The 22,381-nt window shown below is 53.4% G+C and carries 11 protein-coding genes; 5 read left to right on the top strand and 6 right to left on the bottom strand.

The window, feature by feature from the left end:
- Positions 1-29 precede the first annotated feature (29 nt).
- Positions 30-1,787, bottom strand: coding sequence for a Lon protease family protein (locus PYR66_15235; GenBank protein ID WEF26664.1), 1,758 nt, complete (start codon positions 1,785-1,787; stop codon positions 30-32).
- 185 nt (positions 1,788-1,972) lie between these two features.
- Between PYR66_15235 and matP the strand changes: the two genes are divergently transcribed.
- The gene (gene matP, locus PYR66_15230) at positions 1,973-2,431 is read left to right on the top strand and encodes a macrodomain Ter protein MatP (protein WEF26663.1); all 459 of its coding nucleotides are present in this window, start codon (positions 1,973-1,975) and stop codon (positions 2,429-2,431) included.
- An 89-nt stretch (positions 2,432-2,520) separates the two neighbouring features.
- Here the strand turns inward: matP and ompA are convergent, their stop codons facing one another.
- Both ompA and sulA read right to left on the bottom strand, forming a co-directional pair.
- Complete coding sequence (gene ompA, locus PYR66_15225) at positions 2,521-3,573, bottom strand: porin OmpA (GenBank protein WEF26662.1); 1,053 nt, start codon at positions 3,571-3,573, stop codon at positions 2,521-2,523.
- Between the two features lie 352 nt (positions 3,574-3,925).
- Positions 3,926-4,435, bottom strand: coding sequence for a cell division inhibitor SulA (gene sulA, locus PYR66_15220; protein ID WEF26661.1), 510 nt, complete (start codon positions 4,433-4,435; stop codon positions 3,926-3,928).
- Between the two features lie 441 nt (positions 4,436-4,876).
- On the opposite strand from sulA, the gene PYR66_15215 reads away from it, so the two are divergent.
- Entirely contained in the window at positions 4,877-5,500 is a 624-nt protein-coding gene (locus PYR66_15215; GenBank protein ID WEF26660.1) for a TfoX/Sxy family DNA transformation protein, read from the top strand.
- Here PYR66_15215 and yccS read toward each other — a convergent pair.
- Both yccS and PYR66_15205 read right to left on the bottom strand, forming a co-directional pair.
- Positions 5,488-7,623 carry a YccS family putative transporter gene (gene yccS, locus PYR66_15210; GenBank protein WEF26659.1) on the bottom strand — a complete coding sequence of 712 codons (2,136 nt, stop codon included), beginning with the start codon at positions 7,621-7,623 and terminating at the stop codon, positions 5,488-5,490. The genes PYR66_15215 and yccS overlap by 13 nt on opposite strands.
- A 17-nt stretch (positions 7,624-7,640) precedes the next feature.
- On the bottom strand, positions 7,641-8,087 hold the full coding sequence (locus PYR66_15205; GenBank protein ID WEF26658.1) for a YccF domain-containing protein: 447 nt from the start codon (positions 8,085-8,087) through the stop codon (positions 7,641-7,643).
- 123 nt (positions 8,088-8,210) lie between these two features.
- On the opposite strand from PYR66_15205, the gene helD reads away from it, so the two are divergent.
- The gene (helD, locus tag PYR66_15200; GenBank protein ID WEF26657.1) at positions 8,211-10,265 is read left to right on the top strand and encodes a DNA helicase IV; all 2,055 of its coding nucleotides are present in this window, start codon (positions 8,211-8,213) and stop codon (positions 10,263-10,265) included.
- 30 nt (positions 10,266-10,295) lie between these two features.
- On the opposite strand, the gene mgsA is transcribed toward helD, so the two are convergent.
- Positions 10,296-10,754: a methylglyoxal synthase gene (gene mgsA / locus PYR66_15195; GenBank protein ID WEF26656.1), complete on the bottom strand. Its 459-nt coding sequence runs from the start codon at positions 10,752-10,754 to the stop codon at positions 10,296-10,298.
- A gap of 157 nt (positions 10,755-10,911) precedes the next feature.
- Between mgsA and PYR66_15190 the strand changes: the two genes are divergently transcribed.
- Positions 10,912-11,325 (top strand): CoA-binding protein, encoded by a 414-nt coding sequence (locus PYR66_15190; GenBank protein ID WEF26655.1) that lies wholly within the window; start codon positions 10,912-10,914, stop codon positions 11,323-11,325.
- Between the two features lie 953 nt (positions 11,326-12,278).
- A complete protein-coding gene (locus PYR66_15185) occupies positions 12,279-22,367 on the top strand; it encodes a BapA prefix-like domain-containing protein (GenBank protein ID WEF30470.1) in 10,089 nt (3,362 codons plus the stop codon).
- Positions 22,368-22,381 lie beyond the last annotated feature (14 nt).

Below are 22,381 nucleotides of genomic sequence, written 5' to 3'. Positions count from 1 at the left end.
GCTAACACGTGTAAGCTGAACAAGTCCGATCAGTTCGAACCTGACCCGCCTAACCAGCGTAGCGGCCATGGAAAGCGATGGCGAGTCTCTTGTTGCGTCGCTTGTGCAATCCGTTCCAGAATGGTTTGCCGTAAGGTTTGTCCTTCACCATCCCACAGCAGCTGGGTAAGAATCGGCAAGGCTTCAGTCACGTCTTCAACGGCCCAGATAAAGAATTGCTCGTCAGCGACCGCCTGGCGTAGTTCCTGCGTAAGGCACAGATGGCGTACGTTGGCGGCCGGGATAATGACGCCCTGTTTGCCTGTTAATCCACGCTGCTGGCAGATGGTGAAGAAGCCTTCAATCTTCTCGTTCAGCCCGCCGACCGGTTGTACGCGACCAAATTGATCGACCGAGCCGGTAATGGCGATGCTTTGGTTGATTGGCACGTTGGCTAACGCGCTGATAAGGGCGCACAGTTCGGCCATCGAAGCGCTATCGCCATCCACTTCGCTATAGGATTGTTCAAAAGTCAGCGATGCAGTGAACGGTAGCTGCTGGTCGAGTTCGAGCTCAGACATAATAAACGCCTGCATGATCATCATGCCTTTGGCGTGGATATTGCCCCCCAGTTCGGCTTTGCGTTCTATATCGACAAATTCACCGTCGCCGACATGCACCACGCAGCTGATACGCGAAGGTTCGCCAAATGCGCGCGGATGGCCCGGGAATTCAATCACTGACAGGGCGTTGATTTGGCCGACGCATTCGCCTTCTGTATCAATCAGGATTTGCTCCAGCAGAATTTCGTCGCGCATTCGCTCAGCCAGATAACCTTCTCGCCACTCGCGGCGTTCCAGCATGGTTCGCATCTCTTCGCCGCTAACCTGTTCACCTTCGCAGAACGCTGCCGCTTCGCGCAGCTGGCGAGCAATCCACAGCGGACACAGCGGTAGCGTTTCCTGATCGCCGGTATCACGCGCGCCTTCGTCAATCAGCAGCGGCCAGGCGTCAGCAGCCGGCCCCGGTAGTGAGAGCTGGCGCGCATTCTGCCATACCCATTGGCACCAAAGCTTCAGGGTGTCAGCATCGGCGATTTGCAGGTTATCCTCATACTCACTGTAAATTGCCTGCGCGGCGAGCTCGGGCTCCATATCCTGGAAATCAGCCAGTGAATCGCGCTCGCCGACCAGAATAATTCTCAGGTTTAGCGGCATTGACGGAATGCTGACGGGCAGGGGGCGGGATTCATCGATAGACAACCAGTCAAAGCGTTGACGGGTCACCATATTCTTAAGGCGCATCCAGAGCAGCGGCTGGGCCAGCAATGCGCGCAAGGAGAGCAGCAGAACACCGCCGTTCGCACGGTGAACCAGCCCCGGCTGCAGGGAAACTTCGCCGTTAAACTGGCGTACGCAGCCGAATAACTGTTCCGCTTCAACCCAGTCTGCGGACTCAACCGGCCCTGTGCTGGCAAAGTTGTCTTCTGCGCTTTGCGCTGGCGACATGGTGACGTTGCCGCCGTTGATCTGATAACGTACGCCGTACAGCGGGGATGTCGGTTGATGCAGGCTACGGGCGGCTGCGGCAACCCATTGCAGATATTCTGGCTCTTCCGGCGCCTTCACCAGCATAAATGACGAAATGGCTGGAGTGATCAGCAGCTGCTCCAGCGCATAAAATAAACGGGGTTGTAGATCGCCGGCGAGGGACTCCTCTGCTTCGGCGAGATTGACCTGGGTAAACAGCGCCTGATAACTTTCCGTATCAGGAGCGAGGTCGTTTCGGGTAAGTTTCGTAATGGTCAAAGTCGCTGTTTTTTAGTCAGATGTAAAACGAGCGATTATACCCGATGCCGCGTCTGAGCACACGGAGGATTGCGTTTATCGCCGTGATAATGGGACTGTCCACATCACGAAAGATGATTTATTCTCAGCACATCCAGAAAAAACTGATATCCTGAAATGAGTTACACGGTCACATTGAGATCGCAATGAAATATCAACAACTGGAAAACCTTGAAAGCGGCTGGAAATGGAAATATCTGGTAAAGAAGCACCGGGAAGGTGAACTGATTACCCGCTACATTGAAGCCAGCGCTGCGCAAGCCGCGGTCGATGTCTTGCTGACGCTCGAGAATGAACCTGTTCTGGTGAACACCTGGATTGATCAGCATATGAATCCGGAGCTCGTGAACCGGATGAAACAGACTATCCGTGCGCGCCGCAAGCGTCATTTTAATGCTGAGCATCAACACACGCGGAAAAAATCTATCGATCTGGAGTTCGTCGTTTGGCAACGTCTGGCAGGGCTTGCGCAACGGCGAGGAAAGACGTTATCGGAAACCATCGTACAGCTGATTGAAGATGCCGAGCATAAAGAAAAATATGCCAGCAAGATGTCGAGCCTGAAGCACGATCTGCAGGTGTTGTTAGGTAAAGAACAGGGTTAACCAGATACGACGAGCCCGATTCTTACATCAGACGCCAAATTCAGACCAAAAAAAACCCCGCATCAGCGGGGTTTTTTATCGTAGGAAACTTAAGCCTGCGGCTGAGTTACTACGTCTTTGTAACCTTTAACTTCGATCGCTACGCGACGATCCGGAGCCAGGCAGTCGATCAGTGCAGCGCGAGCTTTCACGTTGTCACAGGTGTTGCCGGTAACCGGATCTGCTTTGCCCATACCGCGAGCAGAGATCTTGTTAGAAGGGATACCTTTAGCTACGAGGTAGTCAACAACGGACTGAGCACGTTTCTCAGACAGTTTCTGGTTGTACTGCTCGGAACCGATGCGGTCGGTGTAACCCAGAACAACGGCAGAACCGTCTTTCGGGTCCATGTTGCTCAGCTGGGTGTACAGCTGATCCAGAGCCTGCTGACCTTCTGGCTTCAGAGTTGCTTTGTTGAAGTTGAACAGAACGTCAGACTTCAGGGTGAAGGTCTTGGTGGTGACTTCCGGAGCCGGAGCTGGAGCCGGAGCTACAACCGGTGCATTGTCTTCCTGACCGAAACGGTAGGAAACACCAACGCTCAGCATGCCGTTGTCCGGACGAACGCCTACAGTGCCTGCGTCGCCGATGTTGTTAACCCACTGGTATTCCAGACGGGTAGCGATGTCACGAGTAACAGCCCACTCAACGCCGCCTGCGAATACAGGGGAAACGCCGGTGTCATGGTTGTCGCCAGCGATGCTGTTGCTGGAGTCAGCGCGCCATACCATGCCGCCCAGACGGGTGTAGATGTCCAGATCATCAGTGATCGGGTAACCCAGTTTAGCGGTCAGCTGAACGCCCTGAGCTTTGAATGCGCCGTTAACTTTGTCGCCTTTGTACGGCATACGGCCCAGCCAATCGTAACCCATTTCGAAACCGAGGTACGGGTTAACCTGATAACCACCGAACGCACCAGCACCCAGTTGGCTTTCGTGGGTCGGACCATTGTTGTTCAGGTTGCTGTTGTACCAGCCGGTGTCATGGAACTGAGACCAACCCAGTTTACCACCTGCATACCAGGTGTTATCTTTCGGAGCGGCCTGCGCTACGGTAGCGAAGCCAGCCAGTGCCACTGCAATCGCGATAGCTGTCTTTTTCATTTTTTGCGCCTCATTATCATCCAAAATTCGCCATGAAGGTACATAAGACCTCACGGTTAAATCCTTCACCGGGGGCGTGACTTGTTGTTAACTATGCTGATACATGCAGCGTAAGCCGATCACCCCTGGCGATGTAAAGTCTACAACTTAGTTAGAAACTTACAAGTGTGAACTCGGTCAGGCATATGAAAAAAAAGGGTTGTATACACAATATTTAACAAATATGGTTAATTTGTGAACGTCATCAAATGTCGCGAAACCGCACCACACAGGGATCTTTGTAAAAATACCCCTATTCCTTAAGGTGTTTTTGGATAAGCAAAAAAAATTCCAGGATTAATCCTAAATCAACTCAATGATACAAATTAGAGTGAATTTTTAGCCCGTTTAATTGTCTTCCGGGCTGGTTTGTATTTCTCACTGGACGCATGATAAAGCCCATTGCGTGACCTTCTTCAGCGGCAATCGCCAGGCGTTCATGCTCTTCTTCTGTTAGTTCATCCGCCAACCAACCGATAACCACGCTATAATTTCCGGTACGTAGGGCGCGAATCATTGATTCCAGGGTGTGGTAAGGGGACATCTGGCTAATCTGCATGACTTTAGATAGTGGCAGGCCTGAAGACTGAACCCATTCCTTACTCAGTTTTTGCTGTGGCGTGAGCCAAAGTTGCCAGCGTGACTGCTGACCCAACTGCTGTAATAAAGGTAGCAGCAAAAGCTGCGTCATCATGGGTTGATCTTCGCGATAGACTATTTCACTAATCAGCCCAGTGGCTGGATGTTCGACGACGCTGTGCGAAGGGCGACGTACTGAAGCAGAAGTCAGTGGTGAACGATTTGCGTGAGCTGAAGTAAACATAGTTTATCTCGCCTGTGAGTTACTGTATGCATATACAGTATATCCGCCAGGGGGAGACGTCAACCTCATTTTCCGCTTCCTGAACACATTTTATTCATCCAGGCCGTTGGGCATCGCGGCGTATTGGTATGAGCCCATCGCTACTGTTGCATATATCAATCAAGATGACCTCCTTCCTTTTCGCTTTTGATACCGATTCCAGGCCTTGATGCCGCAGGCATCAATATGCTGGACATCAATTAACGGTGTTTATGTATTCAGCGAGTCTCTGTAACGCGATTTGCAGAATAACTATTTCCTGAAAGCGCCTCGCAAAACCGCGACCTGATTGAGTTGAAGGCAAAATTCATCTTGCTGCGCAAAAAGAACTCACTTATTTTCTTTGATAACGGATCCGTTAATAAAATTATTTCTATTTACATGATTAACAAAGGAATGATCATGAAGAAAATTTCCAAACTACGGTTCCTCCAGCTTCAGGAGTGCCTTTCTCCACTAGGCAAAATGAGCAGCCGGCCATTGTTCGGCGGCTATAGCCTGGCGATAGAGAATACCGTTTTTGCCATGGTGGCAGAGGGCGAAATATACCTTCGGGTTTGCGAACAAAGTGCGGCGTACCGGGTTGAGCATCGTAGCCCGATGCTCACCATGCGTAAGAATGGCCGGCCGGTGGCGCTTAAATATTATCGTATAGGCGAAGAGTTATGGCAGGACAGTAAAATGCTTTACCACCTGTCAGCGCTGTCGCTGCATACGGCTCTCAGTGAAAAGCGGCATCAGCGCGATTCCGGCAGGCTGAAAGATTTACCTAATATCAGCTTCCATATGGAATTGATGCTGATCAATGTCGGGATAACTGATGTGAAAACGCTGCGTGAAGTCGGTGCTGAACAGAGTTGGTTAAAGTTACGGGAGCAGAATAAAGGGCTGTCGATCAGTGTGCTTGAATCTCTGGCTGGAGCCATTGCTGGAATTCACTCGGCCGCGCTCCCGGCGCTGAGGCGCCAGAAGCTGCGGGAGTGGGCGAATGAACAAGGATACGGGGGAGATGATTACTCCGGCTGACCCGCCACTTGGCGCTGCAGACGGCAGATTTCCGGCAGTAACGCGAGCAGAAGGCCGACTTGCTGCAGGACCAGCGGCTCTTTGCTATCGGCCCGCGGTTCCAGATGCTGGATACGCGCCTGTAGATTGTTGAGAGCCTGCTGGACACGCTGCTCGTCCGCTGGCGTGTGGTGCAGCGCATCATCGACATAGCAGACTGCATCATCCAGTAACGCCAGTATTTCCGGGGTTGTCAGTTTTTCCCTGTGCGCCCCTAGCGCTGAAATATAGCTGGTGAAAGTATGATTGAGACACAGCAGGCGGAATGCTGTCTCGCGCATCTCGGCGTCGGCTTTGGGCTCTGTCGACAGATTTGATACCACTGACGCCAGTTCGCTATCCCGGTTGTGCGCATTACGCCGGGCAACGCGATACTCAAGACGGTTATCGCGGCCCTGGTGATATTGCTCAAGAATGGCATCCAGATAACGGCAGTTGGCATTGATGGCTTGATCCAACACGCGGGGGAGATTGCGGAAGTTCCAATCCGGCCAGATAAAGGTCACCGCCGCCCAGGCGATAGCACAGCCAATGAGGGTATCGAGGATACGCGGTAGCGCGACTTCGAATCCCTCGCCCAGCAGGTTAAAGCACAGCAATACCAGTAGGGTGATGAACATCGTGGCATGCGCGTACTGTACGTTGCGAAACGCAAAGAATAGTACTCCGGTCAGGACGATCAGCAGCAGTTGGCCTTCAACGGAGGGAACCAGCAACAATACCGGCAGGCCAATCGCAACGCCTATCAGCGTACCGATGATCCTCAGCGCTAGCCGATGTCGGGTGGCATTATAGTTCGGCTGGCAAACAAACAGGCTGGTAAGCAAAATCCAGTAACCGTGGTTGAGTCCGGTAAACTGAATGAAGGCATATCCCGCGCACAGCACCAGCGACATTCGCACCGCGTGGCGGAACAGCGCGGATTCTGGCGTCATGTTGCTACGCAAGCGTAGCCAGATATCGCTAAAACCGCTGGGACGATCGTCGGATAGCAGGTTTTCGGTGTGGTTGCTGGCGAGCACGCTGGTTTGTACCGATTCGATGGTTGCCAACTGCGCATCAATAGCCCGGAGGTTATTGAGCAAAAAGCCCAGCGCTTTGACTTGCTCTTGCGGCGCGCCGCTGGCGCGTACGCGATCCAGCGCGGCGTCCAGGTGCATAAAAGCGCGCTCAAAGTGCGCGTCATGCTGATAAGGGATGCGCAGGAGGATGGCGCGTGACAGTTTCTGGCACGCCTGCGCCTGCATCGAAAGCATCCGCTGAAAGCGGAACATGACATCGCTATAGCGGAAATGGTCACGAAGCGTCTGATACTGAATATGCGACGAACTGGCGCGTTCGTGAATGTCCTGGGCGACAAAATAGTACTGCAAGGTACGGCGGGTGCCGCGTTGTCCCCGGTCTCCGCGCAAGCGCGTCAGTAGAGAAGTCTTTGTCTGGTTGAGCGTGGTGACCAGTTTACCATTGGCGAGCGCCAGATCGTACAGCGGCGCCTGGCTTTCATCTTCAAGATCCGGGTCGAACAGCCGCGATTTTAGCTCCAGATAGTGCGCCAGCTGTTCATAGCTGCGCGCGAGATTATCCTGCAGCGGGCGGATCGGAAAAATAAGGTGCCCGGCAAGAGTCAGGACGTTGTACCAGATGGCGCCTGCCAGCAAAAAGAGCGGCTGCAGATACCAGCTGTTATACAGTGTGACCCCCAGCATGGTGTAAATGGCGATCAGTAAGGCGCCGAATGCGATAGTGGCATAGCGTTGTCCAAGCCCGCCGAGCAGAATAAAACCGATAGTGGACAGGGTTAAGCCAATGGCGAACAGCCATGGCCACGGAAAGAGCAGCTCCACCGAGGCGGAAGCAATAAAAAAACAGACCAGCGTAATAGCCAGATTACGCAGTCGCCCGGAAAGCCGATCGTCGAGGTCGGTTAAGGCCGCGGCGACGACGCCGAGAGTCAGTGGGATAGTAAGTTTGACTTCGCCGATCCACCATGGCACAGCCGTTGTGCCGCAAAGCGCGATAAATATCCTGGCGTTATATAACCAGGCGCTGTTCCATGTGTAGCGGCGAAGCAGGGGGCTTAACATAACTGTGTTCCGTACGATTACTGAAAGCGGCGACGGGCATTGGCTTCGCGCGCGGCGCGAGCGGTTTCAACGGAGACCACGCGGCGTCCTACTGGCCAAAGCGCAATGGCGGCGATTTTAAAGTTGGCGATCCCTACCGGGATACCAATGATGGTCAGACACTGAGCGATACCGCTGAAGATGTGCATCAGGCACAACCACCAGCCAAAGAACATGAACCACAAAATGTTCAGAATGGTGCCGCCCGCGTTTAACAGGCTGTTTTTCCCTTGCGGCTCCAGCTCATCAACATGGATGGCTTCATTGCCGTAGGGGAAAAGCGATAACCTGGTGATTTCCCAACATGAACGGGTCAACGGTAACGTGAAGATCAGAACGATGCTGACCAACGTCGCCAATAACCAACCGAGCGTGGTAGCAAAACCGCCAAGAACAAAGTTCAAAATATTCAGAATGGTACGCATAAACCCTCTGTTTAACCCTGTGGATAATAAGACTCGACAATTGTAACGTTTTTTTGCGCTGGAGCACCTGCTCACGGGCGGTTAAACTTAAAAACATCCAAACTGATTGAAATTCGGCGATACATGGAACTTAAAGCGACAACATTGGGCAAACGCATGGCACAGCATCCATATGATAGGGTGCAATTGCTTAACGCCGGGGTTAAAGTCTCCGGCGATCGTCATGAGTATCTTATACCTTTCAATCAGTTATTGTCAGTCCATTGTAAGCGCGGCCTGGTATGGGGCGAGCTGGAATTTGTGCTGCCGGAAAGCAAAGTTGTACGTTTGCACGGCACCGAATGGGCTGAGACGCAGCACTTCTTTCACCATCTCAATCACCTCTGGCAGCAATGGAGCGCAGAGATGAGTGAGATTGCTGCTGAGCTGCTGCGTCAACAACTGAGCGAAATTGCGCGTTCCAGCGCCGAAGGCAAATGGCTGACGCGCCAGCAGGTTGCGGATGTGCAGGCTAAAATTCGCCGCGCATTAACCGGTTTGCCGATCCCCGCCAGTCGTCTTGATGAATTTGATAACTGCCGCGAACTATGGCGCCAATGCCAAAGCTGGCTCAGTGATATCGAAGAGGCCCGCTTAGCCCATAACCAGGCGTTCACCGAAAGCATGCTCGAACAGTATCGCGGCTTTTTCGATAAGGTCGAATCTTCTCCGCTTAATCCGGCTCAGGCGCGCGCTGTGGTCAACGGCGAACGCTCGCTGCTGGTTCTTGCTGGCGCGGGTAGCGGTAAAACGTCGGTACTGGTTGCCCGGGCCGGTTGGTTATTAAACCGCGGCGAGGCGGCAGCCGATCAGATCCTGCTGCTGGCGTTTGGTCGTCAGGCCGCGCAGGAGATGGACGAACGTATTCAGGAACGATTGGGAACGGATGAAATTACCGCGAGAACTTTCCATTCGTTGGCGCTGCATATCATCCAGCAGGGCAGTAAGAAGGTACCGACTATCAGCCAATTGGAAAACGACACTGCCGCCCGGCAGAAATTACTGTTGAAAGCCTGGCAACAGCAGTGCCAGGAGAAAAAAGCGCAGGCTAAAGGCTGGCGCCAGTGGCTGATGGATGAGATGGGATGGCAGATCGACAACGGCGATTTTTGGCAGGACCGGGTACTGCTACGTCGGCTGGCCAGCCGTCTTGACCGCTGGGTAAGCCTGATGCGTATGCATGGCGGCGCGCAGGCGGAGATGATCGCTGGTGCGCCGGAAGAGGTACGCGATCTCTTCGGTAAGCGAGTGAAGCTGATGGCGCCGCTGCTGAAAGCCTGGAAAACGGCGCTGAAAGCAGAAAACGCCGTCGATTTCTCCGGGCTTATCCACCAGGCGGTTAATATTCTGGATAAGGGTCGTTTCGTTAGCCCATGGAAACATATTCTGGTTGATGAATTTCAGGATATCTCGCCGCAGCGTGCTGAACTGCTGGCGGCTCTGCGTCGACAAAATACGCAGACGACGCTATTTGCTGTTGGTGACGACTGGCAGGCGATCTATCGTTTTAGCGGCGCGCAGCTTTCTTTAACCACAGCGTTTAATCATTATTTTGGCGAGGGGGATTGCTGCGCGCTGGATACGACCTATCGATTTAACGGCCGTATCGGTGAGATTGCCAATGGTTTCATTCAGCAAAACCCTCATCAGCTCGCAAAACCGCTGAACAGCCTGAGCGCAGGCGATAAGAAAGCAGTGACGCTGTTGGCGGATGACAAGCTTGACGATCTGCTCGACAAGCTGAGCGGCTATGCTAAACCGGAACAACGGATCTTGCTGTTGGCGCGTTACCATCACCTTAAACCTGCTGCGCTGGAAAAAGCTGCGACGCGCTGGCCGCATCTGCAGATCGATTTTATGACCATCCATGCCAGTAAGGGTCAACAAGCTGACTATGTGATCGTGCTGGGGCTGCAAGAAGGGGATGACGCGTTCCCGGCGCCGCCGCGGGAGTCAATCATGGAGCAGGCCTTGCTGCCGCAGCCGGAAGATTTCCCTGATGCTGAAGAGCGGAGGTTGCTGTATGTCGCTATCACTCGCGCCCGCCTGCGCGTCTGGCTGCTGTTCAATAAAGAGCGGCCTTCGCCGTTTGTTGAGATACTGCGTGAACTGGATGTGCCGGTGGTGAGAAAACCATAATCAGCGGCGGCCATTAGGCCGCCGAGACCATTACTTCAGGCGTTCGGCAAGATAGCGTGGGTAGTCAGGGATCAGAATATCGATAGCCTGGTTGAAATCCGGGGACTGAATAATAAAGTCCGCCGTTGCGGCATTCGTGGCAACCGGGATATTCCACACTGTCGCCAGGCGCAGGAGCGCTTTTACGTCAGGATCGTGAGGTACCGCATTCAGCGGATCCCAGAAGAAGATCAGTACATCAATTTTCCCTTCCGAAATCAACGCGCCAACCTGCTGATCGCCACCCATTGGGCCACTTAACATGGCTTTCACTTCCAACCCGGTAGTGCGGGAGACCATGTTACCGGTGGTTCCGGTCGCATACAGTTGGTGCTGGGCCAGCAGCGATTGATGACGCTCCACCCATTTCATCAGTAGATCTTTGCAGTGATCGTGGGCCACCAGCGCGATGTGTTTGCGCGCGGGTAATGTACGTGTTGTCAGTTCCATAATCGGGTTCCACTTAAATTAACTTGCAAACAGATTACTGGAAGTGACTGACGCTGCAAGCGTCACGGCGAAAATTTTTGCCGTATCTGTGAGTTAGGCTAGATGGCTGGTTGACGCGGATTAGCTTACACTAGGGCTAAATAGCGGGAGGATTAAGATGAAAGAAAACGATATCGCAGGCATTCTGACCTCGACACGGACGATTGCGCTGGTAGGCGCCAGCGACAAACCTGACCGCCCAAGCTATCGGGTGATGAAATATTTGCTTGATCAAGGCTACCACGTCATTCCGGTGTCGCCGAAGGTGGCAGGTAAAACACTGCTGGGTCAGCAAGGCTATGCCACCCTCGCCGAGGTGCCGGAGAAAATTGACATGGTCGATGTTTTTCGCAACTCTGAAGCCGCGTGGGGGGTTGCTCAGGAAGCGGTCGCCATTGGCGCGAAAACGCTATGGATGCAGCTTGGCGTCATTAATGAGCAGGCTGCGGTCATGGCGCGTGAAGCCGGGCTCAATGTGGTGATGGATCGCTGTCCGGCGATTGAGATTCCGCGACTCGGCCTGGCGAAGTAATGTAAAAACCCCGCAGCAGCGCTGAGGGATCCCCAGTAATGAGCTGGTAAAAAAGACGGGCATAGAGTTTTGTGATCTACTGGTTGTGATAACAATGCAGGGAGATCACCTCTATGCCCGTTCGTTTATTAGGTTAGAACTTTTCCGCGAAGCCTTAAAGCCCTTTCACCGCTACCGTCAGGCGGCGCTACTTGATGCCGCCATAGCCCTAATCCGTGGTGCCTCTCTTACCCTCCCACTCTCCGCTAATTTTAACAGCGAACAACGCCGGACGCTGTTCTTAACCGTCTTGCCAGAATCTACCGAAGTATGGTGCTGGTTTATTAGCGTTGATTTGTGGGGGCGTTCTCAGCGCAGCCGCGGGTTTTTTATAGCCCGTAACTGACGACCAGCAACGATTCATTTATTCAGACAAACGAAACGTTTCGTCAATTGTTATACGGTTTAATTGGTGCTTAATAACCATAATAAAAATCATGTTTTTGTTTTGCATGAATGGATAGGAGACCTTGGAATAATAAAAAAACGACTATGGCTGGGCATTTTTTATTATTAAGGCTCATTTAAAATGTGGTCATTAATATATTGAAAAAATTTAATCTCTAAAAAAAGTATATATTTTAAATGATCATATTACGTGATTTGTGTCACGGTTTTTTTTGGAGTTCGATAAAGGTGACACAAAAAGATATGGCTAAACCGGAAAGCATAATTTTTTCATCTTAGCTGCTAAATATAGGGGGAAAAGTTGGCATGAAAAATAACATCATGTCGAAATGTTATTTTTTTAATATTTTGTTTTTATAATCAACGCGATATTTGTATTTCGGCGTGTTTCATTCTTGTTTTGTTACATCCTTGCGGGGCTGTAGCTTCTGGTGTATCTAATAAGGAGCATAATTAAGAATTATCTCATACCTCTGGCTGCGTCTTCATCTCAAGGGTACTTCCTGATGAAAAATATAAATGTGACAGCAAAAGATACCGGTGTGAAATACACCATTGATGGTAACCAAGTTAACTTAAACACGCAGTCAGTAGTGGTATTGCATATTAGACGGGAGGATATTAATTCCTTCGCCAGGCAAGGTAATGATCTTGTTCTGAAAATAAATGACGGTAGTACTGTCACGCTTAAAAATTTTTTTGTTAATGATGCTAACGGACACCATAGCGATTTAGTTCTGCAGGATGATGACAATGGTGCGTTATGGTGGCTTGAGGGGGCAGGAACCAGCGATGCGCATTATTCGCTAATTGGCGATATTTCCGGACTTTTAGCCGCTGGAAGCTCCGGTGGCAGTATTGCTCCATGGGTCATGGCGGGAGCGGCATTGCTTGGCGTAGGGGCCATGATCGCGGGATCATCCGATAAAGATCATTCGTCACATTCTCATAACGATGATACCGACTCTGATGCGGACAGTGATTCGGATTCCGACAGCGACTCTGATCTTGGCGGCCACGAACATGAAGGTGACTCCGACAGCGATTCGGACTCGGACAGTGACTCGGATTCGGATAGTGACTCCGATGCTGATAGCGACTCCGATTCGGACAGCGACTCCGACAGCGATTCGGACTCCGACAGTGATTCGGACTCTGACAGCGACTCCGATTCCGACAGTGACTCCGATTCTGACAGCGACTCCGACTCCGACAGCGATTCTGATTCCGACAGCGACTCCGATTCTGACAGCGACTCGGATTCCGACAGCGACTCGGATTCTGACAGCGACTCGGATTCTGACAGCGACTCCGATTCTGACAGTGACTCGGATAGTGACAGCGACTCGGACTCTGACAGCGACTCGGATTCGGACAGCGACTCTGACTCTGACAGCGACTCGGACTCCGACAGCGACTCGGATAGTGACAGCGACTCGGACTCTGACAGCGACTCGGACTCTGACAGCGATTCGGATTCGGACAGCGATTCGGACTCGGACAGTGACTCGGATAGTGACAGCGACTCGGACTCCGACAGCGATTCGGATAGTGACAGCGACTCTGACTCCGATGCTGACAGTGACTCCGACTCCGACAGTGACTCGGATAGTGACAGCGACTCGGATTCGGACAGCGACTCGGACTCGGACAGTGACTCGGATTCCGACAGCGACTCGGACTCCGACAGTGACTCCGATTCCGACAGTGACTCCGATGCTGACAGTGACTCGGATTCTGACAGCGATTCGGACTCCGACAGCGACTCGGACTCTGACAGTGATTCGGACTCTGACAGCGACTCGGACTCCGACAGTGACTCCGATTCAGACAGTGACTCGGACTCTGACAGCGATTCCGACTCGGACAGCGATTCGGACTCTGACAGTGACTCGGATTCTGACAGTGACTCGGATTCGGACAGCGATTCTGACTCTGACAGCGACTCGGACTCTGACAGCGACTCTGATTCGGATAGTGACAGCGACTCGGATTCGGACAGTGACTCCGATTCGGACAGTGACTCCGATTCCGACAGTGACTCCGATGCTGACAGTGACTCGGATTCTGACAGCGATTCGGACTCCGACAGCGACTCGGACTCTGACAGTGATTCGGACTCTGACAGCGACTCGGACTCCGACAGTGACTCCGATTCAGACAGTGACTCGGACTCTGACAGCGATTCCGACTCGGACAGCGATTCGGACTCTGACAGTGACTCGGATTCTGACAGTGACTCGGATTCGGACAGCGACTCGGATTCTGACAGCGACTCGGACTCTGACAGCGACTCTGATTCGGATAGTGACAGCGACTCGGATTCGGACAGTGACTCCGATTCTGACAGTGACTCCGATTCTGACAGTGACTCCGATTCTGACAGTGACTCCGATTCTGACAGTGACTCCGACTCTGACAGTGATTCGGATGCTGACAGCGACTCGGACTCCGACAGTGACTCCGATTCCGACAGTGACTCCGATGCTGACAGTGACTCGGATTCTGACAGCGATTCGGACTCCGACAGCGACTCGGACTCTGACAGTGATTCGGACTCTGACAGCGACTCGGACTCCGACAGTGACTCCGATTCAGACAGTGACTCGGACTCCGACAGTGACTCCGATTCCGACAGTGACTCCGATGCTGACAGTGACTCGGATTCTGACAGCGATTCGGACTCCGACAGCGACTCGGACTCTGACAGCGACTCGGACTCTGACAGCGACTCTGATTCGGATAGTGACAGTGACTCGGATTCGGACAGCGACTCGGATTCTGACAGTGACTCGGATTCGGACAGTGATTCTGATTCCGACAGCGACTCGGACTCGGACAGCGACTCGGACTCTGACAGTGACTCGGATTCGGACAGCGACTCTGACTCTGACAGCGATTCGGACTCTGACAGCGACTCCGACTCCGACAGCGACTCGGACTCTGATAGCGACAGTGATTCCGATGCTGACAGCGACTCGGATTCTGACAGCGACTCCGACTCCGACAGTGACTCGGATTCCGACAGCGACTCTGACTCTGATAGCGACAGTGATTCCGATGCTGACAGCGACTCGGATTCTGACAGCGATTCCGATTCTGACAGCGACTCGGACTCCGACAGTGATTCGGATTCGGACAGCGATTCGGATTCGGACAGCGATTCGGACTCTGACAGTGACTCCGATTCCGACAGTGACTCGGACTCTGACAGCGACTCGGACTCTGACAGTGATTCCGACTCCGACAGCGACTCGGACTCTGACAGCGACTCGGATTCTGACAGCGATTCTGACTCTGACAGTGATTCGGATAGTGACAGCGACTCTGACTCTGATAGCGACAGTGATTCCGATGCTGACAGCGACTCGGATTCTGACAGCGATTCCGATTCTGACAGCGACTCGGACTCCGACAGTGATTCGGACTCTGACAGCGATTCTGACTCTGACAGTGATTCGGATAGTGACAGCGACTCTGACTCTGACAGCGATTCGGACTCTGACAGCGACTCCGACTCCGACAGTGACTCGGATTCCGACAGCGACTCTGACTCTGATAGCGACAGTGATTCCGATGCTGACAGCGACTCGGACTCTGACAGCGACTCGGATTCTGACAGCGATTCTGACTCTGACAGTGATTCGGATAGTGACAGCGACTCTGACTCTGATAGCGACAGTGATTCCGATGCTGACAGCGACTCGGATTCTGACAGCGATTCCGATTCTGACAGCGACTCGGACTCCGACAGTGATTCGGATTCGGACAGCGATTCGGACTCTGACAGTGACTCCGATTCCGACAGTGACTCGGACTCTGACAGCGACTCGGACTCTGACAGTGATTCCGACTCCGACAGCGACTCTGACTCTGACAGCGATTCGGACTCTGACAGCGACTCCGACTCCGACAGTGACTCGGATTCCGACAGCGATTCCGATTCTGACAGCGACTCGGACTCCGACAGTGACTCGGATTCGGACAGCGATTCGGACTCTGACAGTGACTCCGATTCCGACAGTGACTCGGACTCTGACAGCGACTCGGACTCTGACAGCGACTCTGATTCGGATAGTGACAGTGACTCCGATTCTGACAGTGACTCCGATTCTGACAGCGACTCGGACTCCGACAGCGATTCTGATTCCGACAGTGACTCCGATTCTGACAGTGACTCCGATTCTGACAGTGACTCCGATTCTGACAGTGATTCGGATTCGGACAGCGATTCTGACTCTGACAGCGACTCGGACTCTGACAGCGACTCTGATTCGGATAGTGACAGCGACTCGGATTCGGACAGTGACTCCGATTCGGACAGTGACTCCGATTCTGACAGTGACTCCGATTCTGACAGTGACTCCGATTCTGACAGTGACTCCGATTCTGACAGTGATTCGGATGCTGACAGCGACTCGGACTCCGACAGCGACTCGGACTCTGACAGTGACTCCGATGCTGACAGTGACTCGGATTCTGACAGCGATTCGGACTCCGACAGCGACTCGGACTCTGACAGCGACTCGGACTCTGACAGCGACTCTGATTCGGATAGTGACAGTGACTCGGATTCGGACAGCGACTCGGATTCTGACAGTGACTCGGATTCGGACAGTGATTCTGATTCCGACAGCGACTCGGACTCGGACAGCGACTCGGATTCTGACAGCGACTCGGATTCTGACAGCGACTCGGACTCTGACAGTGACTCGGATTCGGACAGCGACTCTGACTCTGACAGCGATTCGGACTCTGACAGCGACTCCGACTCCGACAGCGACTCGGACTCTGATAGCGACAGTGATTCCGATGCTGACAGCGACTCGGATGCTGACAGCGATTCTGACTCTGACAGCGACTCCGACTCCGACAGTGACTCGGATTCCGACAGCGACTCTGACTCTGATAGCGACAGTGATTCCGATGCTGACAGCGACTCGGATTCTGACAGCGATTCCGATTCTGACAGCGACTCGGACTCCGACAGTGATTCGGATTCGGACAGCGATTCGGATTCGGACAGCGATTCGGATTCGGACAGCGATTCGGATTCGGACAGCGATTCGGACTCTGACAGTGACTCCGATTCCGACAGTGACTCGGACTCTGACAGCGACTCGGACTCTGACAGTGATTCCGACTCCGACAGCGACTCGGACTCTGACAGCGACTCGGATTCTGACAGCGATTCTGACTCTGACAGTGATTCGGATAGTGACAGCGACTCTGACTCTGATAGCGACAGTGATTCCGATGCTGACAGCGACTCGGATTCTGACAGCGATTCCGATTCTGACAGCGACTCGGACTCCGACAGTGATTCGGACTCTGACAGCGACTCGGATTCTGACAGCGATTCTGACTCTGACAGTGATTCGGATAGTGACAGCGACTCTGACTCTGACAGCGATTCGGACTCTGACAGCGACTCCGACTCCGACAGTGACTCGGATTCCGACAGCGACTCGGACTCTGATAGCGACAGTGATTCCGATGCTGACAGCGACTCGGATGCTGACAGCGACTCGGACTCCGACAGTGATTCGGATTCGGACAGCGATTCGGACTCTGACAGTGACTCCGATTCCGACAGTGACTCGGACTCTGACAGCGACTCGGACTCTGACAGTGATTCCGACTCCGACTCCGACAGTGACTCGGATTCCGACAGCGATTCCGATTCTGACAGCGACTCGGACTCCGACAGTGACTCGGATTCGGACAGCGATTCGGACTCTGACAGTGACTCCGATTCCGACAGTGACTCGGACTCTGACAGCGACTCGGACTCGGACAGCGACTCGGATTCGGACAGTGACTCCGATTCTGACAGTGACTCCGATTCTGACAGCGACTCGGACTCCGACAGCGATTCTGATTCCGACAGTGATTCGGATAGTGACAGCGACTCGGACTCTGACAGTGACTCCGATTCTGACAGTGACTCGGATGCTGACAGTGACTCGGATTCGGACAGCGACTCGGACTCCGACAGCGACTCGGACTCCGACAGTGACTCGGACTCTGACAGCGATTCCGATTCTGACAGCGATTCCGACTCTGACAGTGACTCCGATTCTGACAGTGATTCGGACTCTGACAGTGACTCGGATTCGGACAGCGATTCGGATTCTGACAGCGATTCGGATTCTGACAGCGATTCGGATGCTGACAGCGACTCGGACTCAGACAGCGATTCGGACTCAGACAGCGATTCGGACTCAGACAGCGACTCGGATTCGGACAGCGACTCCGATTCCGACAGCGATTCGGATTCTGACAGTGACTCGGACTCAGACAGCGACTCGGATTCGGACAGCGACTCTGACTCTGACAGCGACTCGGACTCTGACAGCGATTCGGATTCTGACAGTGACTCCGATTCGGACAGCGACTCCGATTCTGACAGCGACTCGGATGCTGACAGCGACTCGGACTCTGACAGCGACTCGGATTCCGACAGTGATTCGGACTCTGACAGTGACTCCGATTCCGACTCTGACAGCGACTCGGACTCCGACAGTGACTCCGACTCCGACAGCGATTCTGACTCTGACAGTGACTCGGATTCTGACAGCGATTCGGACTCTGACAGCGACTCGGATTCGGACAGCGACTCCGATTCCGACAGCGACTCGGATTCGGACAGCGACTCGGATTCCGACAGCGATTCGGATTCGGACAGCGACTCCGACTCTGACAGTGATTCGGATTCGGACAGCGACTCGGACTCCGACAGCGAACCACAGGCAAATGATGATACCCATACGGCGGCTATCGATACTGTAGAGGACAATCTGAATAACACCACCGGTACGGCGAGCCAGCTGCTTGGCGTCACCTTGCTTGATACGGTTGACGTATCCTTGCTGACGGCGAATTCGACTAAATTCTCGGTTGGTAAAGGGTCGACTGAGGATGTGACGGTCGATATCACGGGTTCAACGTTGCTGAGTGTCCAGGCAGTGCTGGCGTTGTTGGGGCAACTGATCGGTGGGGCCTCATCTATTACGGCCGACCTGTCGATAGTGGATATCGACACTGGCAAGGTGGTGCAAATTATACCGGATGCCGTGAACTTGACGCCGTCTCTGGCCTTGCTCAATCTGGTCTACTCGGGTAGCGCCACCTTTAGCGACCTCCCGGCAGGGAACTACGCGATAGTGATTTCCTCGCCGCAGGCTTCTGGCGGCCTGGCTGCGGTAATTGATCAACTGGCATCTGCAAATCTGCTGACTGTAGCGCATGCCACAATTACAGATTCCACGGAATATACCTCGACCGCGGTTGCCGGTAACGTGTTGAATGCCGATGCGGGAGGAGATGTCGCCGATACCGGTGATGGCATTACGGTAAGCAAAATTGCATCCAGCGTACAGACAACACCATCCGATGTGACGGAAGCCGGCACCGTGATTAATGGTCTCTACGGGCAGCTGACGATCCACGCAGATGGTAGCTATACCTACAAGGCGACCGGTGATGTGAACTCGATTGGGAAGGAGGATGTCTTTACCTACACGATAATTGATGAGAATGGCCATACGGCGACGGCTACGCTGACGATAAATATCGTGGCAGGAAGTGATATTGGTGAATCGGATGCTGATGCGGACAGCGACTCTGACTCTGACAGCGACTCGGATTCGGACAGCGACTCGGATTCGGACAGCGACTCGGATTCGGACAGCGATTCCGACTCCGACAGCGATTCCGACTCTGACAGCGACTCGGATTCAGACAGCGACTCTGACTCTGATAGCGACTCGGATTCGGACAGCGATTCCGACTCTGACAGCGACTCTGACTCTGATAGCGACTCGGATTCGGACAGCGACTCTGACTCTGACAGTGACTCGGATTCGGACAGCGACTCGGATTCCGACAGCGATTCGGATTCTGACAGTGACTCGGATTCTGACAGCGACTCCGATTCCGACAGCGACTCGGACTCCGACAGCGACTCGGATTCGGACAGCGACTCGGATTCCGACAGCGACTCGGATTCCGACAGCGATTCGGATTCGGATAGCGACTCTGACTCTGATAGTGACTCGGATTCGGACAGCGACTCGGATAGTGACAGCGACTCGGATTCTGACAGCGACTCGGATTCGGACAGTGATTCGGACTCCGACAGCGACTCGGATTCGGACAGCGATTCCGACTCCGACAGCGACTCGGATTCGGACAGCGACTCTGACTCTGATAGCGATTCGGATTCGGACAGCGATTCCGACTCTGACAGCGACTCGGACTCTGACAGCGATTCCGACTCTGACAGCGACTCGGACTCTGACAGCGATTCCGACTCTGACAGCGACTCGGATTCGGACAGCGACTCTGACTCCGATAGCGACTCGGATTCGGACAGCGACTCTGACTCTGACAGTGACTCGGATTCGGACAGCGACTCGGACTCCGACAGTGACTCGGATTCGGACAGCGATTCCGACTCCGACAGCGATGCTGATAGTGATTCGGATTCTGATATTGTCCTGGAGGCCAACGACGACACTAATTTGTCTTCCGTCCTGGTGACACACGATGCTCTGAAGGGTGTAGCTGGAGCAGCAGGGCAACTCGCGGGGGTATCGCTCGCGAATGCGATAGATCTGTCCCTGCTGTCCGGTAACGGTATGCACTTCAAGGTTAATGAGGGGACAACAGAAGATCTAACGATTGGTATTACAGGAACAACGATACTCAATCTGCAGGCGGCGACTTCGTTGGTCGATCTGTTGCTGGGAGGCCAAACAGCAATACATGCGGATCTGTCGGTGATTGATATCGCGACAGGACAGGTGATGCAGATTATACCGGATGCCATCACACTAACACCGTCGCTCTTACTGCTTAACCTGGTATACGCCGGTAGTGCGACCTTTACCGGTCTGCCGGAAGGGGATTACGCGGTCGTGGTGTCTTCACCATCAAGTTCGGGGGCCTTTGCCTCGGCGGTTAGTACCCTGGCCGATTTGAACCTGCTCTCCGTTGTACAGGCGACGGTAACGGCATCGACGGATTATTCGGCGGCCAGCGCGCAAGGCAATGTGCTGGAGTCGGACGGCGCGGGTGATGTCGCCGATACCGGTGACGGGATTACCGTAACTCAGGTTGTCTCCAGTTCGCTGACCGGTGCGACACCGATGGAGGTCACGGAGGCAGGCGTTACGATCTCCGGTGCTTACGGTAAGCTGACGATTCATTCTGACGGGACTTATACCTATCAGGGCTTCGGTAAACAGGCGGATATCGGTAAGACTGATGTCTTTACTTACACGATTACTGATAGTCATCACGCGACAGCGACCGCTACGCTGAATGTGACGGTAACGACTCCACCATCGGTTGCGGTGGATGATGTGGTGGCGCTGAACGCGGTGACTCAACTTCACACCGTCGATGTGACGCCGGTTTCCACAACAGATCTGAACATTACCGGTGGTACGCCATCCTCCAGTGGCACTAACGCTCTGAAAACGGTGAATTTCACCGTCGATGCAGGGCATGAGATGGATAGCATCACGTTCAATCTTAACTACACTGCGTCTACGGGTCTTGCAGCCACGGTGACGATGAGTGGAACGGTAACGCTGTACCAGGTGCTGGCGGATGGAACGAAAGTAGATGTCTGGCATGATTCGTTATCATCAATCATGTTGACGGCGATAGGGATCACGGCAACGGGCTCCAATAGCTACACCCTGAGCGGTCTCTCGTTAGCATCGGGTAATTATCAATGGAGCGTGTCGTCTACGGCAGCGTCGACCTCACTACTGAATGCCAAGTATTCGGTAACGGCGACAACATCGAGTACGACCTATGACACGACAACTCACTACACCACGGGAGGTAGCGTTACCGGGAATATTCAGACGGGGGCCAACTCAGGAGGTGTGAGTGATACGCATGGCTTGCTGTACTCGTCCTTTAGCGTCAGTGGCCATACCGCCGGTGGAGCGTCTGATATCTGGACCTTCCACTCGGATGGCAGTATTACCACCAGTAATGGCAGCACCGTCACTAACCCGGTGATTTACGGTGAGTATGGTTTGCTGACGATGAGCAGCTCCGGGGCATACATCTATACGCTGAAAGCAGGTCTGGATGTTTCGACTATTATCGATAAGGAGACCTTCACGTACTCAGTGAATGACAGCAATAATGTCTCGTCCACGGCACATCTGACTATCGATCTGCATCCGCAGGTTATTGGCAGCGTCAATGACGATAGCGTTCACAGTACCGCTTACGATGATACTTTCAGCTTAGGGGCCGGCGCCGATACGGTGATTTACAACCTGTTGGCGGATGACAACACTGGAGGCAACGGCAGCGATACCTGGAGCGACTTCTCGGTTGCCCAAGGAGATCATATCGATGTCTCCGCGCTGTTGGTCGGTTGGAATGGCTCCAGCGATACGCTGGGTAACTACATCACTCTGAGTTATGTCGGTGGCAATACTGTGGTGTCTATCGACCGCGATGGTTCTGGTGGAACGGCCCATCAGCCAGCAACGCTAATCACGTTGCAGGGGGTTCATATCAATTCGCTCGATGAGCTGATTGATACCAATAACTCGCACTAAATCGGTCCATGCAA

It is taken from the genome of Klebsiella aerogenes, from assembly GCA_029027985.1.
Lineage (GTDB): Bacteria > Pseudomonadota > Gammaproteobacteria > Enterobacterales > Enterobacteriaceae > Klebsiella > Klebsiella aerogenes_A.
Note: the sequence above shows the minus strand (reverse complement) of the source record. Positions and strands in the feature narration are given on the sequence as shown.